This window comes from Streptomyces sp. NBC_00572, assembly GCF_026341815.1.
GTDB lineage: Bacteria > Actinomycetota > Actinomycetes > Streptomycetales > Streptomycetaceae > Streptomyces.
The window spans coordinates 269,107-282,826 of record NZ_JAPENX010000001.1; the positions used below are offsets into that span (position 1 = coordinate 269,107).

Annotated in this window: 13 protein-coding genes; 7 read left to right on the forward strand and 6 right to left on the reverse strand. The window is 72.7% G+C overall.

The window, feature by feature from the left end; translation table 11 throughout:
• The first annotated feature begins 54 nt into the window (after positions 1 to 54).
• Both OG514_RS01260 and OG514_RS01265 read left to right on the forward strand, forming a co-directional pair.
• Complete coding sequence (locus OG514_RS01260; protein WP_266889909.1) at positions 55 to 768, forward strand: TetR/AcrR family transcriptional regulator; 714 nt, start codon at positions 55 to 57, stop codon at positions 766 to 768.
• 67 nt (positions 769 to 835) lie between these two features.
• On the forward strand, positions 836 to 2,464 hold the full coding sequence (locus tag OG514_RS01265) for an amidohydrolase (RefSeq protein WP_266889911.1): 1,629 nt from the start codon (positions 836 to 838) through the stop codon (positions 2,462 to 2,464).
• Between the two features lie 72 nt (positions 2,465 to 2,536).
• Here the strand turns inward: OG514_RS01265 and OG514_RS01270 are convergent, their stop codons facing one another.
• Positions 2,537 to 3,538: a LysR family transcriptional regulator gene (locus tag OG514_RS01270; RefSeq protein ID WP_266889913.1), complete on the reverse strand. Its 1,002-nt coding sequence runs from the start codon at positions 3,536 to 3,538 to the stop codon at positions 2,537 to 2,539.
• Positions 3,539 to 3,608: 70 nt separating this feature from the next.
• Here OG514_RS01270 and OG514_RS01275 point away from each other — a divergent pair, with 70 nt between their 5' ends.
• Positions 3,609 to 4,781, forward strand: a complete 1,173-nt coding sequence (locus tag OG514_RS01275) for a TDT family transporter (protein WP_266889915.1) — start codon at positions 3,609 to 3,611, stop codon at positions 4,779 to 4,781.
• Here OG514_RS01275 and OG514_RS01280 read toward each other — a convergent pair.
• The 4 genes from OG514_RS01280 to OG514_RS01295 all read right to left on the reverse strand — a co-directional run bounded on the left by OG514_RS01280 (position 4,708) and on the right by OG514_RS01295 (position 9,082).
• Positions 4,708 to 5,448 carry a helical backbone metal receptor gene (locus OG514_RS01280; RefSeq protein ID WP_266889917.1) on the reverse strand — a complete coding sequence of 247 codons (741 nt, stop codon included), beginning with the start codon at positions 5,446 to 5,448 and terminating at the stop codon, positions 4,708 to 4,710. The two genes, OG514_RS01275 and OG514_RS01280, sit on opposite strands and share 74 nt — an antisense overlap.
• The gene (locus OG514_RS01285; RefSeq protein ID WP_266889919.1) at positions 5,445 to 5,996 is read right to left on the reverse strand and encodes a helix-turn-helix domain-containing protein; all 552 of its coding nucleotides are present in this window, start codon (positions 5,994 to 5,996) and stop codon (positions 5,445 to 5,447) included. Before OG514_RS01285 ends, OG514_RS01280 begins: the two co-directional genes overlap by 4 nt.
• A 175-nt stretch (positions 5,997 to 6,171) precedes the next feature.
• Positions 6,172 to 7,983 (reverse strand): ABC transporter permease/substrate binding protein, encoded by a 1,812-nt coding sequence (locus OG514_RS01290; protein WP_266889921.1) that lies wholly within the window; start codon positions 7,981 to 7,983, stop codon positions 6,172 to 6,174.
• Positions 7,976 to 9,082, reverse strand: coding sequence for a glycine betaine/L-proline ABC transporter ATP-binding protein (locus OG514_RS01295; RefSeq protein WP_266889923.1), 1,107 nt, complete (start codon positions 9,080 to 9,082; stop codon positions 7,976 to 7,978). Before OG514_RS01295 ends, OG514_RS01290 begins: the two co-directional genes overlap by 8 nt.
• Positions 9,083 to 9,439: 357 nt before the next feature.
• Here OG514_RS01295 and OG514_RS01300 point away from each other — a divergent pair, with 357 nt between their 5' ends.
• The gene (locus tag OG514_RS01300) at positions 9,440 to 10,360 is read left to right on the forward strand and encodes a 5'-3' exonuclease (RefSeq protein ID WP_266889925.1); all 921 of its coding nucleotides are present in this window, start codon (positions 9,440 to 9,442) and stop codon (positions 10,358 to 10,360) included.
• Between the two features lie 172 nt (positions 10,361 to 10,532).
• Positions 10,533 to 11,366: a siderophore-interacting protein gene (locus OG514_RS01305; RefSeq protein ID WP_266889927.1), complete on the forward strand. Its 834-nt coding sequence runs from the start codon at positions 10,533 to 10,535 to the stop codon at positions 11,364 to 11,366.
• Positions 11,367 to 11,530: 164 nt separating this feature from the next.
• Here the strand turns inward: OG514_RS01305 and OG514_RS01310 are convergent, their stop codons facing one another.
• A complete protein-coding gene (locus OG514_RS01310) occupies positions 11,531 to 12,163 on the reverse strand; it encodes a MerR family transcriptional regulator (protein WP_266889929.1) in 633 nt (210 codons plus the stop codon).
• 115 nt (positions 12,164 to 12,278) lie between these two features.
• Between OG514_RS01310 and OG514_RS01315 the strand changes: the two genes are divergently transcribed.
• Together OG514_RS01315 and OG514_RS01320 are read left to right on the forward strand one after the other, a co-directional pair.
• On the forward strand, positions 12,279 to 13,268 hold the full coding sequence (locus OG514_RS01315) for a hypothetical protein (RefSeq protein ID WP_266889931.1): 990 nt from the start codon (positions 12,279 to 12,281) through the stop codon (positions 13,266 to 13,268).
• The gene (locus tag OG514_RS01320; RefSeq protein ID WP_266889933.1) at positions 13,265 to 13,720 is read left to right on the forward strand and encodes an ABA4-like family protein; all 456 of its coding nucleotides are present in this window, start codon (positions 13,265 to 13,267) and stop codon (positions 13,718 to 13,720) included. The genes OG514_RS01315 and OG514_RS01320 overlap by 4 nt, the downstream gene beginning before the upstream one ends.

The window sequence follows — 13,720 nt, forward strand, 5'->3', positions numbered from 1 at the left end:
CGTGTGGTGCCCACCTGGTTGCTTATTGGTCGCACACTCAATAGCATCCCGGGTATGTCGTCAAGCGTCCAGCGCAAGCGAATTCGGAAGACCCCGGAAGCCCGGCGGGCGGAGATCGTGGAAACCGCCGCACGCGTGGCCCTCACCGAGGGGCTCGAATGCGTCACCCTCCGGCGGATCGCCGAGGAGCTCGCCGTAAGACCCGGTCTGATCAGCCACTACTTCCCCTCGGCGGAGGATCTGGTCGGCGAGGCGTTCAGCGTGGCCGCCACCGGCGAGCTCGACGCCCTGCTGCCCGCGGACCGCCCCCACGGGACCCCCACGCAGTACCTCGCGCGCTACTTCGCGCTCTCCGCGGGCGAGGCGTACGACGACATCAGCCGCCTCTGGATCAACGCCCGGCACCTCAGCCGCTACCGGCCCGTCCTGCGCGACCGGGTCGCCGAGCAGGAACTCGCCTCCGACGACCGCCTTGAGCGGCTGATCCACGAGGGCGTCGAGCGGGGCGAGTTCCGTACGGACGACCCGCGCGCCACCGCCATCCAGATCCTGGTGGTGCTCGACGGCCTCGGCGCCCACGCCAACACCGACCGGACCAACCGTCCGGAGGCCGTGACCCGCATGGCCCTCACCACGGCGGAACGCGAACTCGGCCTGCCGCACGGCGCGCTGACCGACGTACCGGCGCCCGCTGACCCCGCCGAGCCTGCCGAGGCCGCCGAGTCCGCTGAGCCCACTGACCCCGCCGAGCCCACCGAGCCCGCCTGACCGTCCCTCTCCCCCGAGGCCCCGCGGGCCTCTTCCCCCGTCCCCTTCCTGGAGCCCTGGAGCCACCGTGCGCACCCGACTCGTCCTGCTCTCCGCCCGTCTGCTCGACCCCGGCACGGGGGCGTTCCTGCCGGAGACCGCGCTCGCCGTCTCCGACGACGGCCGGATCGCCGCCCTGGGCGACGACCGCGAGATCCGCGCGCTCGCGGGCCCCGCCACCACCGTCGTGGACCTCAAGGGAGCCGTCGTCACCCCCGGTCTCGTCGACGGGCACATCCACCCGGTGTCCGGCGCCGAACTGACCCACGGCCTCGACCTGTCGCACTGCGCGAACCTCGACGACGTACGCGAGGCCCTCGCCGGCGAGGTCCGGATCCTCGGCCGGGGCGACTGGCTCTTCGGCTGGGGTCTCGACCCGAACGTCTTCGGCGACCGGCCCGTCGGCATCGCCCCCTTCGACGCCGTTCTCGACGGGATCCCGGCCTTCCTGCTGCTCTTCGACGCCCACTCGGCGCTCGCCAGCCGACGGGCGCTCGAACTCGCCGGGGTCGACGGGCCCCGCGCCTTCGACCAGGCGTCCGCCGAGGTCGTCTGCGACGCCGCCGGGCGCCCGACCGGACTGCTCCAGGAGGACGCCGCCTGCGAGCTGGTCGAACGGGTCGCCCCGCGTCCGACGCCCGAGGAGAGCCGGGAGCGGCTCGCGGCGGCCCTCCGGTCCATGGCGGCGGCCGGACTCACCGGCGGTCACGCCATGGACGCCAACGGCGAGAGCCTCGCGCTGTACGGGGAGCTCGACGCGGCCGGTGAGCTGGCGCTGCGGCTCCGCGTGGCCCCCTGGTGCCAGCCCGGCGCCGACGCGGACGCCGTGAGGGCCCTCATCGCGGGGCAGGGCACGGGCGGGGACCTGTGGCGGGTCGCGGGCGTGAAGCTCTTCATGGACGGGACCATCGACAACGGCACCGCGTGGCTGGAGCAGCCCGACTGCCACGGCGAGTCCACGCACGCGTTCTGGCCGGACCCCGCCGCGTACACCCACATCGTCGGGGAGCTGCACCGGGCGGGAATCGCGACCGCGACGCACGCCATCGGCGACGCGGCCGTCCGGCACGTCCTCGACGCCGTCGAGAAGGCGCGCACGTCCGGCGGGAGCGAGGTGCGGCACCGGGTCGAGCACATCGAGACCGTGCCCGACGACACCCTGCGCCGCTTCGCGGACCTCGGCGTCCTCGCCTCCATGCAGCCCACCCACTGCTGCGACTTCACCCGCGCCGACCACACCGACAACTGGTCGCGCCGCCTCGGCGAGGAGCGCGCCTCGCGCGCGTGGCGCTGCCGGGACCTGGCGGACGCCGGGGCCACGGTGGTCCTCGGCTCCGACTGGCCGATCGCCCCGTTCCCGCCGCTCGGCGTGATGGCCGGGGCCCGGCACCGGCGTCCGAGCCGCGACCTCGGCCAGGCGCCGCACGGTCCCGAGCAGGCGCTGACGGCGCTCGAAGCGCTGCGGGGCATGACGACGGCACCGGCGTACGCGGCGGGCGAGGAGCACGAGGCGGGCCGCCTCACGCTCGGCTTCCGCGCCGATCTGACGGTCTTCGCGGACAGCCCGCTGACGACGGCGGCGACGGACCTGCCGGACCTCCCGGTACTGCTCACGGTCCTGGACGGGCGGATCACGCACCGGGCGGCCGGGGTCTGATCGCCTCTCGGCGCTGTCTCTCGGCGCTGTCTCTTGCCTCTGCCTCTCGGCGCTGCCTCCCGGCTCCGATGTTCAGCCCGTCGGGCGAGCCCGGGTCAGGGACAACAGGTCGCGGGCCGGGCCCGTCGGACGGTGGCCGGTGGGCCAGACGGCCCGGAGGTCGCGGCGCAGCCGGACCCCCTGGACGGGGATCTCGACCAGCCGACGGGAGGCGAGCTCCTCGGCGATCGCCAGTTCGCTGAGGACGGCCGGGCCCGCCCCGCTCACCGCGGCGGCCTTCACCGCGGTGGTGGAGGCGAGTTCGAGGAGCGGCTGCGCGAGGCCTCCGTGGCCGGAGAGCGCCGCGTCCAGGACCTGACGGGTGCCGGAGCCGCGTTCCCGCAGGACCAGCGGAGTCGCCGCCAGCTCCGCCGGGTCCAGCGGGCTTCGGCGGCGGGCCCAAGGGTGCGAGGGTGCGGCGACGATCGCGAGCCGGTCGTGCGCGACGACGACCCCGTCGAGGCCGTCCGGCACGGCGAGCCCCTCCACGAAGCCGATGTCCGCCTCGTTCGCGAGGAGTCGTTCCGCGACCACCGCCGAGTTCCCGGCCTGCAGCGACACGGCCGTGTCGGGGCGCTCGGCGCGCAGCGCGATCAGCCAGCCCGGCAGCAGGTACTCGGCGATCGTCATCGACGCCGCCACCCGCAGTCGGGAGTCCCGCCGCCCGCGCAGCGCCTGGGCACCGGCGTCGAAGGCCTCGGCCGCCTCCACGATCCGGCGCGCCCAGTCGGTGACGAGCGCTCCGGCGTCGGTGAGCCGTGAGCCGCGCGGCGAACGGTCGACCAGGGCCACGCCGAGCTGCCGCTCCATCGAACGGATGCGGCTGCTGGCGGCGGGCTGGGTGATGCCGACCTCGCGGGCGGCGGCGCCGAGGCTCCCGTGCCGGGCGACGGCGAGGAGCAGTTCGAGCGCGCCGAGGTCCGGGACCCGGTGGTGGAGCTGGGCCCTGACCTCGGCGCCGTACGCCTCGGCCCGGCGCCCGCCCGTGGGCTGCTCCCCGTACTGATCCCCGTGCCGCTCCCCGTTGCTGCTCATAAAGCCAGCTTATGACGTCATAGCCGCAAGATCCCTGGTGGGGGCAGAGGAATCGGACGACGGTGGAGCCATGGCAAGCCTCGCACCTCCCCTTCCGGCCCTCCGCGCCACCACCCCCGGCGCCCGGCCGACGGCCTCCCCGGCCCGTTCCGTCCGTCACCTCGGACCCAACTGGTACGCCTCCGTGATGGGTACCGCCATCGTGGCCAACGCGGGCGCCGCGCTCCCCCTGGACCTTCCCGGTCTCCGTACCGCCTGCGCCGCGGTCTGGGCCCTGTCCCTCGCGATGCTGCTCGTCCTGGTCACCGCACGCACGGCGCACTGGATCCACCACCGCGACCAGGCCCGCGCCCACCTCCTGGACCCCGCCATGGCGCCGTTCTACGGCTGCCTCTCGATGGCGCTGCTCGCGGTCGGCGGCGGGGCGATGATCGTCGGCAGGGACTGGATCGGGCTCCCGGCGGCCGTGGCGCTCGACACCGTCCTGTTCACCGCCGGAACCGTGATCGGCCTGGCGGCCGCGGTGGGCATCCCGTACCTCATGGTCGTGCACCACCGGATCGAGAACGCGTCCCCCGTGTGGCTGCTGCCGGTCGTCGCCCCCATGGTCTCCGCCGCCCTCGGCCCGCTGCTCGTGCCCCATCTGCCCGCCGGTCAGGCGCAGGAGACCCTGCTCCTCGCCTGCTGGGCGATGTTCGGCGTCAGCCTCCTCGCCACCCTGGTCATGCTGCCGCTGGTCTTCGGCCGGCTCGTCACCGGCGGCCCGCTGCCCCTCGCGCTCACCCCCACCCTCTTCCTCGTCCTCGGCCCGCTCGGCCAGTCGACGACCGCCGCGAACAAGTTCGCCGATGTGGCCCCGGGCGTGCTCCCCGCCCCGTACGCCCACGGCTTCGCCTCCTTCGCCGTCCTCTACGGCGTGCCCGTCATGGGCTTCGCGCTGCTCTGGCTGGCACTCGCCGGGGCGATGGTGCTGCGGGCGCGCCGCCAGGGCATGGGCTTCGCGATGACCTTCTGGGCCTTCACCTTCCCGGTCGGCACGTGCGTGACCGGCGCCGAGGGGCTCGCCCAGCACACCGGCCTCGCCGCCTTCCGGTGGCTCGCGATCGGTCTGTACGTGATCCTCGTCGCGGCCTGGCTGGTCGCCGGGACACACACCGTGCGCGGCCTGGTCAGCGGTGCGCTGCTCGCAGGGCCCGCGCCAGCGCCCGCGGCGCCTCCGCGAGCGACGGCCCGTACCAGGTGAGGTGACGACCGTCGACGAGCGCGGCGGCGGTCCCGGGAAACGCCTCGGGACCGTCGTCGCGCGTGAAGCGGTACGGCTCGTCGGGCAGGACGACCAGGTCGGGCGCGGCGGCGCGGAGCTCGTCGAGCGGAAGGCGCGGGTAGCGCTCCGGGTGATCGGCGTACAGATTGCGGACCCCGAGGCGGGCGAGCAGGTCACCGGCGAAGGTGTCGCGGCCGAGGACCATCCAGGGGCGGCGCCAGATCGGCACGACGGCGGTGTACGTCCCCTCCGGGGTCACCGCCGCCCACGCGGCTTCGGCCTCGTCGAGCCAGCGGGGCCGCCGGGGCCCGCCGCAGGCGGCGAGGACCCGCTCCAGCTCGCGCAGGCCCTCGTCGAGGGTACGGATCTCGGTGACCAGGACGTCGATCCCGGCGGCCCGCAGCTCGGCGAGGTCGGGGGCACGGTTCTCCTCCTCGTTGGCGAGGACGAGGTCGGGACGGAGGGCGACGATCGCGCGGACGTCCGGGTTCTTGGTGCCGCCGACGCGTACGACATCGAGGTCGGCGGGGTGGGCGCACCAGTCCGTGGCGCCGACGAGTACGCCGGGCGCGGTGACGGCGACGGCCTCGGTCAGGGACGGCACGAGGGAGACGATTCTCCTCACCGTCCCGCGACCCGCGCTCATTCCTCTTCGGCCTCGACGTGCTCGGCGACGGCGACGACGAGCAGCCGGGTGCCCGCCTCGGTGGCCCGCCAGCGGTGCCGTACCCCGCCGGAGAGATAGAGGGTGTCGCCCCGGCCGAGCCGGTACGCGCGGCCCTCGGCCTCGACCTCGGCGGCGCCGTCGGCCACGTACAGCAGCTCGTCGTTGCGGTGCTGGAACTCGCGTCCGGCGTCCTGCTCGCCGGTGAACTCCAGGGCGTGCAGCTGGTGGCGGCCGCGGACGATCGCCCGGACGCCCGGGGGCAGCGCCGGGGACAGCTCCTCGGCCCGTACGACGTCGACGGTACGCGAGGCCTCGGCGGCGGCGAGGAGTTCGCCGGCGGTGGTCTCCAGAGCCTTGGCGACGAGTTCCAGGGAGCGGTGACTGGGTCTGGCGCGGTCGTTCTCGACCTGGCTCAGGAAGGGCACGGAGAGACCGCTGCGGGAGGAGACGACGGCCAGGGTGAGCTGGAGCGCTCTGCGTCGCCTCTTGACGGCCGCGCCCACGCGGGGTGATTCCTTCTCATCCATGTCGGCTCCCTCCCTCGTGCCTCGTGCGTACCCGTACCGGGCGGTTACCTGAACCTTACGCAGCTTTGGGGCGGGGTTTCGCGTCGTGACGAAAAGGGGTGGCCGCCGAACACGTTCGGCGACCACCCCTTTTCGGACAGGAGCCGCTCACCGGTCTCCGTCCGTCGTCGTGCGGCTACTGCGGGGCGAGCTTCTCCGCGAGGCCGGGGTTGCCGTCCAGCCAGGTGCGGACGGCCTGCTGCTCCTTGCCCTTACCGGTCTCCTGGATGACGGCTTCGAGGTCCGTGAGCTGCTTCTCGGTCAGCGAGAAGTTCTTCAGCCAGGCGCCGACCTCGGGGTTCTCGGCGGCGAACCCCTTACGGGCCAGGGTGTGGACCCCGTCGCCCTTGCCCCAGGAGCCCTTGGGGTCGGCGAGCTTCTTCAGGTCGTGGGCGGAGTAGGCCCAGTGCGGCGACCAGAGGGTGACGACGACCGGTTCCTTGCGCTCGTACGCCCGCTTCAGCTCGGCGAGCATGCCGGGCGTGGAGCCGTCGACGACCTTGTACTCGCCCTCCAGGCCGTACTCCTTGAGGACCTTGTCCTTGAGGATGCCCATCATTCCGGCGCTGGGCTCGATGCCGATGATCCGGCCCTTGAACTGTCCGGCCTTGCCCTTGAGGTCGTCGAGGGAGTCGACGCCCTTCACGTACGAGGGGACGGAGAGCTCCAGGGAGGTGGGGCCGTACCAGGAACCGAGGTCCTCCAGCTTGTTCTTGTACTTCTCCCAGTACTGGGCGTGGGTGACGGGGAGCCAGGAGTCCGTCTGGAAGTCGAGCTGGCCGCCGGCCAGGCCCGTGTAGAGGGCGCCGGCCTCCAGCTGCTTGGTGTCGACCTCGTACCCCCGGCGCTCCAGGAGTTCCTTCCAGAGGTACGTGGAGGCGATGCCCTCGTCCCAGGGGATGTAGCCGATGCTGATCTTCTTGCCGTGACCGCCGTTCGGGCCCGATGCGGTGGTGGAGCTCGCGCCGCCGGAGCCGAGGAAGCCGGTGCCGCCGGCGACCAGGGCGAGGACGACGACACCGACGAGGGCGGTGACGGGCTGCGGGCGGTGCGCCCAGATCTTCGCCCCGGGCCGCTTCGCGCTCAGCGCGGCGCGGGCCTTGGCGGCGGCGCGGCGGCCCAGCGGGGAGACCTGGCGGCCGAGGGCGCCGGTCATCCGGTCCAGGTACATGGCGAGGACGACGATGGAGACGCCGGCCTCGAAGCCGAGGCCGATGTCGACGTTGCCGATGGCGCGGTAGACGGCGCCGCCGAGCCCGCCGCCGCCGACCATGCCGGCGATGACGACCATGGACAGGCCGAGCATGATGACCTGGTTGACACCGGCCATGATCGTCGGCAGGGCGAGCGGCAGCTGCACGCGCAGCAGGGTGTTGCGCGGGGTGGTGCCGAACGCCTCGGCGGCCTCGACGAGTTCGCCGTCGACCTGCCGGATGCCCAGCTCGGTCATCCGGACGCCCGGAGGCAGCGCGAAGACGATGGTGGCGATGATGCCGGGGACGACGCCGACGCCGAAGAAGATGATGCCGGGGATGAGGTAGACCATCGCCGGCATGGTCTGCATGAAGTCGAGCACCGGCCGCAGCACGGCGCTGACGGTCTTGGACCGGGCCGCCCAGATGCCGAGCGGTACGGCGATCACGAGGGTCACCAGGGTGGCGACGAGGACGAGCGAGAGCGTCGCCATGGCCTCGTCCCACAGCTGGACCGAGTCGACGAGCGCGAAACCGGCGAAGGCGAGGACACCGGCGGCGAGCCCGCGCAGCCACCAGGCAACGACGGCGAGGATGCCGGCGAAGAGCAGCGGCTGGGGCGCGGACAGGACGGCGTCGATGCCGTCGTAGAGACCGGTGACACCGGTGCTGATGGCGTCGAACAGCCAGGAGAACCGGGCCTGGAGCCAGTCGACGGAGCTGTCGACCCACTCGCCGAGGGGGAGCCTAGGCACGGGCGGTCACCTCCTTCTCGTCCTTGGCGACCCGCACGGTCTCGGGGTCCTTCGCGTCGTCGGCGCTCCTCGCGCCGAGCCCGCCCATGACGGCGAGCAGTCGTTCCGTCGGTACGACTCCGAGGACGGCGCCGTCGGAGTCCTCGACGGTCACGGGGTGCGGGGCGCGGGCGGCGACGGCGCACAGGTCGGCGACGAGCGTGTCGGGCCCGACGGCCTGGCAGGCGCAGTCGGCGGGGCAGTCGGCCGGGGTGGCGCCGCCCGTCATGACGGCGGAGGCGGTGAGCACCCGGGAGCGGTCGACGTCCTGGATGAAGGAGGCGACGTAGTCGTCGGCGGGGCGGACCAGGATGTCCTCGGCGGTGCCGAGCTGGACGATCCGGCCGTCGCGCATCACGGCGATCCGGTCGCCGAGGCGCATGGCCTCGTTGAGGTCGTGGGTGATGAAGACGATGGTCTTCTTCAGCCGCTGCTGGAGGACGAGGAGCTGGTCCTGCATGTCGCGGCGGATGAGCGGGTCGAGCGCGCTGAAGGACTCGTCCATGAGGAGCAGGTCGGCGTCGGTGGCGAGCGCGCGGGCCAGGCCGACGCGCTGCTGCATGCCGCCGGAGAGCTCGTCGGGCCAGGACTTCTCCCAGCCGGCGAGGCCGCACAGTTCGAGGGCCTCGGTGGCCCGGGTCTCGCGCTCGGCGCGCGGGACGCCCTGGACCTCCAGACCGTAGGCGGCGTTCTCCAGAACGTTTCGGTGCGGGAACAGCGCGAAGTGCTGGAAGACCATGCTGATCTTGGTGGAGCGGACGGCGCGCATCTCGCGGGGGGAGAGCGCGGTGAGGTCACGTCCGTCGAAGAGGACCCGGCCGGCGGTGGGTTCGAGCAGGCCGTTGAGCATGCGGAGAAGGGTGGACTTGCCGGATCCGGAAAGCCCCATCACGACGAAGATCTGGCCGGGTTCGACGGTGAAACCGGCGTCCACGACGGCTGCTGTCGTCCCCTCGGCGCGCAGCTCCTCGCGGTCGGCGCCGGCGGCGAGCCTGCGGACGGCTTCGTCGGGTCGTCTTCCGAACACCTTGTACAGGTGGTCGGCCTGGAGCCTGGACACATAAACCTCACGGGTAGCGACGAGAACGGCCCCCGCCACCCCCGCGTGGTCGGGCCGTGGAGCGGGCGGGATCTGCCCGCGGGCCCGTCGCGTACGGGGATCCTTTTGTTGAATCCCGTACCGGGTTCCGCTCCGGGCTCGCGCCTGCCCGGCTTCACAGCGTGCAAACGCAAACGTGACGGGGGTCACGTACGGGGGTGGGGCTTCCGCCGCCCCGGGTGGTCGCGGGGCGGGGCCCGGGTGGTCGCGGGGCAGAGCCCAGGGGTTCGCGGGGCGGAGCCTGCGTGGTCTCGGGGGCGGGCCTGCGCCCCGGTTCGAAAGCGCCCCGGGAGCGACCCGAGCCCTAAAATCAGGGGGGTGACTCGACGCCTGATGCTCCTCGACACCGCCAGCCTCTACTTCCGCGCCTACTTCGGCGTGCCGGACTCCGTCCGGGCCCCCGACGGCTCACCCGTGAACGCCGTGCGCGGGCTGCTCGACTTCATCACCCGGCTCGTACAGGACCACCACCCCGACGATCTCGTGGCCTGCTGGGACAACGACTGGCGGCCGCAGTGGCGGGTGGACCTGATCCCCTCGTACAAGGCGCACCGGGTGGCCGTGGAGACGGAGACCGGCCCGGACGAGGAGGAGATCCCGGACACGCTCTCCCCGCAGGTGCCGGTGATCGAGGAGGTCCTGGCCGCGCTCGGCATCGCCCGGATCGGCGCGGCGGGCTACGAGGCGGACGACGTGATCGGGACGCTCGCGGGACACGCTTCGGGGCCCGTGGACATCGTCACGGGCGACCGGGACCTGTTCCAGCTGGTGGACGACGCGCGGGGCGTACGCGTGCTGTACCCGCGCAAGGGCGTCGGCGACTGCGACCTCGTGGACGCGGAGCTGATCCAGTCCAAGTACGGCGTGCGCCCCGACCAGTACGCGGACTTCGCGGCGCTGCGCGGGGACGCCAGCGACGGCCTCCCCGGGGTGAAGGGCATCGGCGAGAAGACGGCCGCGCAGCTGATCACGGAGTACGGGGATCTGGCCGGAGTGCGGGCCGCGGCCGAGGACCGGACGTCGAAGCTGACGCCGGCCAAGCGGCGCGGGATCGTGGAGGCCGCCGCATACCTGGACGTGGCGCCGACGGTGGTGCGCGTCGCCGGGGACGTACCTCTGCCGGAGTTCGACGCGACCCTGCCGAAGGCCCCCCGCGACCCGGCGGCGCTCGACGCCCTGGTGAAGCGCTGGGGTCTCGGCGGGGCGGTCGGCAGGCTGCTGCCGGTCCTGGAGCGCTGACGGGAACACCGGCGAGACGGCGATGGAGCCGGAAAGCCGACGGGAGTGGCGACCGGAGCACCGGCGAAAAGCTGGCGGAGTCGTACCGGCGAGAACAGGCCACGCTGGGTCGACACGGCTTCGGGATGCTAGCTTAGGCATACCTAAGTACGTCGAGTCAGGAGAGCCCCTCGTGGCAGAGCAGACCCGCAAGGCACCGAAGGCCACCGAAGCGCGTGTGGTGCGCACCGAGCGCATCACCCCGCACATGGTGCGGGTCGTCCTGGGCGGCGCGGGTCTCGACGCCTTCGAGGTCGGCGCGTACTCCGACCACTACGTGAAGCTGCTCTTCGCCCCCGAGGGCGTCGCCTACCCGGAGCCGTTCGACATGGACCGGATCCGGGAGGAGTTCCCCCGGGAGCAGTGGCCGACGACCCGGACGTACACGGTACGGGCCTGGGACCCGGTCCACCGCGAGCTGACCATCGACTTCGTGGTCCACGGCGACGAGGGCCTCGCGGGCCCGTGGGCGGCGCGCGCCCAGGCGGGCGACACGATGCGCTTCCTCGGCCCCGGCGGCGGCTACACGCCGGACCCGGCGGCGGACTGGCACCTGCTCGCGGGCGACGAGAGCGCGCTCCCGGCGATCGCGGTGGCGCTGGAGCGGCTGCCCGCGGGGGCGCGGGTGCACGCGTTCGTGGAGATCTCGGACGCCGCCGAGGAGCAGAAGTTCGCGACGGAGGACGGCGTCCACGTCACCTGGCTGCACCGGGGCGACCGACCGGCGGGCGAGGCCCTCGTCGAGGCCGTGCAGACCCTGGACTTCCCGGCGGGCGACGTGCACGCCTTCGTCCACGGCGAGGCGGGCTTCGTGAAGGACCTCCGCCGCCACCTGCGGCTGGACCGCGAGATCCCGCGCGAGCGGCTGTCGATCTCGGGCTACTGGCGCCAGGGGAAGTCGGACGAGGCGTGGCGCGCGATCAAGCGCGAGTGGAACGACCAGGTGGAGCGCGAACAGGAGAACTGAGGCGCTGAGCACGGAAGATGCTTGAGGTGCGTGGGGCCCGGGGGTGAACCCCCGGGCCCCACGCCGTTCCCCGGGCCCCACACGGGTTCCCGGGCCCCACACGGGTTCCCGGGCCCCACGCCGTTCCCCGGCCCCACGCCGTTCCCGGGCCTTCAACGCCCTGGTTACGTCGCCTGCCCGTACATGCGGTCCGAGGTGTCCGTCTGGGCCAGGCGCCGCAGCGCCGAGAAGATCGCGTCGCCGATGACCGTGCCGACGACCACGCTCTCCACGAGTTTCTCGCGCTCCACATTGCGCGCCACGTACTCCAGGTCGGCTCGCGCCACCTGCTCAGCCGCGTCCGCGTACACGTCCAGGACCTCGACGAACGTGCCGTGCCCGGCCTCTTCGACAGCTGCGAGGGCCACGGCCAGCGCCTCCGAGGCCGGGCTGCCCGGGTTCGCGCGCCAGCCGCGCGCGGCGATCAGCTCCGCGACCTGCTTCCGCGCCTCCTCGATGCCGGCACCCGGCTCGCGTGCGTAGCGCGGGACCAGCCCCGAGGCCACCGTGCCCAGCAGTTTGTGCACCGGCCGTTCGGGGTCGTCGACCTCGACGATCACCTCGCGGATGTTCGCGACCGACAGACCGCCCACGTCGAGAAGCGCCCGGATCAGGCGGAGGCGCTGCACATGCGCCTCCCCGTACGAGGCCTGGTTCGGGCTCGTCAACTCCCCGGCCGGCAGTAGTCCTTCCCGTACGTAGAACTTGACCGTCGGCACGGACACCCCGGTCCTGCGACTCAACTCTCCGATGCGCACGGCGTATTCACCTTCCTGGTCCTGCAACGGCCTTGCCGACCGACACCCCCATCATAGATAGTGGCGCTATCAGATAGCGGCTAGTGCCGCTATCCATACTTCACGGGGGATCCGTATGTCCTCGCTCAACCCACCCACCACCCGGCTCCACCGACCACTGGTCTGGTTCGCCGGCTCCATGGGCGCGCTCGCCCTGGTCTCCGCCGTCGGCATCTTCGTCGACGACCGCGTCCTGGTCGGCGTGCCGATCTGGACCAAGCCGTTCAAGTTCTCGGTCTCGTTCGTCGCGTACGCGCTGTCGCTCGCCTGGATGCTCTCGTTACTGCCCCGGGGCCGCCGGGTCGGCTGGTGGGCCGGGACCGTGATCACCGTCGCCAGCGTCGGCGAGATGGTGCTCATCACCCTCCAGGTGATCCGCGGCAAACGGAGTCACTTCAACCAGGCGACTCCCTTCGACAGCACCGTCTTCCAACTCATGGGCGCCACCATCGTCGTGCTGTGGCTGGGCGCGCTGGTCATCGCAGTCCTCCTGCTGCGCGCCAGGATCCTCGACCGGGCCATGGCCTGGGCCGTCCGGCTGTCCTCGCTGATCGCCCTGGCGGGCGCCGCCTTGGGCTTCCTGATGGTCCAGCCGACCCCCGAACAGCTGACGGTCGACGACTCCCCGATCGTTGGCGCGCACGCCGTCGGAGTACCGGACGGCGGCCCGTCGATGGGGCTGACCGGCTGGGCGAGCAACGGCGGGGACCTGCGCATACCGCACTTCTTCGGCATGCACGCCCTCCAACTGCTCCCCCTGCTGCTGCTCGTCCTGAGCGCACTCGCACCGCGCTTCGCCCGCCTCGCGGACGAACGGGTACGGCTCCGGCTCACCCTCACGGCCTCGGCCGCCTACACGGCGACCTTCGTCCTGCTGACCTGGCAGGCACTGCGCGGCCAGGCGCTGTTCGCACCGGACGGAGCGACGCTGGGGGGCGCGGCGGCGATCGTGCTGCTCGGCGGAGCAGCCGCGACACTCTCCCTCCGGGGGCCCTCCTCCCCCTCCCCCTCCGCCCCTCCCTCCCCCTCCCCCTCGCGCGCCCCCTCGGAGGACGTCACCTCATGACAGGCTTCCTCTTCGAGCTGACGTTCTTCCTCGCCGCGCCGGTCTGGCTGCTGATGATCCTCGCGCCGGCGTGGCGGATCACCGAACGTGTCGCGGGCTCGCCCCTGACCGTGCTGCCGATCCTGGCCGTCTGGGCGGTCCTGGCCGCCCCGGTCGCACCCGAACTGTGGACGGCGGTCAGCAGTCCCGACATCGACACCTTCCGCGATCTGATGGACAACGCGAACGGCGCCGGGGCGATCTGGGCCCAGATCATCGCCTGGGACCTGCTGCTCGGTCAGTGGATGTACCGAGAGGCCCGTCGCCTCTCGGTACCACCCCTGCTGATGGCTCCTCTCCTCGTCCTGACGATCCTTCTCTCCCCCCTCGGCCTGCCCCTGTTCCTGGTGGTCCGGGCGCTGTGGACGACCAGGGCGCGACAACGACGGCCCGAACCGGCTGTTCTACGCTGA

What these genes read in the sequence shown, in the direction of transcription:
- OG514_RS01320 (WP_266889933.1), top strand. Translation starts at nt 13,265, where the DNA reads ATGACAGGCTTCCTCTTCGAGCTGACGTTCTTCCTCGCCGCGCCGGTC.
- OG514_RS01270 (WP_266889913.1), bottom strand. Translation starts at nt 3,538, where the DNA reads ATGAGCAGCAACGGGGAGCGGCACGGGGATCAGTACGGGGAGCAGCCC.
- OG514_RS01285 (WP_266889919.1), bottom strand. Translation starts at nt 5,996, where the DNA reads ATGGATGAGAAGGAATCACCCCGCGTGGGCGCGGCCGTCAAGAGGCGA.
- OG514_RS01275 (WP_266889915.1), top strand. Translation starts at nt 3,609, where the DNA reads ATGGCAAGCCTCGCACCTCCCCTTCCGGCCCTCCGCGCCACCACCCCC.
- OG514_RS01260 (WP_266889909.1), top strand. Translation starts at nt 55, where the DNA reads ATGTCGTCAAGCGTCCAGCGCAAGCGAATTCGGAAGACCCCGGAAGCC.
- OG514_RS01280 (WP_266889917.1), bottom strand. Translation starts at nt 5,448, where the DNA reads ATGAGCGCGGGTCGCGGGACGGTGAGGAGAATCGTCTCCCTCGTGCCG.
- OG514_RS01315 (WP_266889931.1), top strand. Translation starts at nt 12,279, where the DNA reads ATGTCCTCGCTCAACCCACCCACCACCCGGCTCCACCGACCACTGGTC.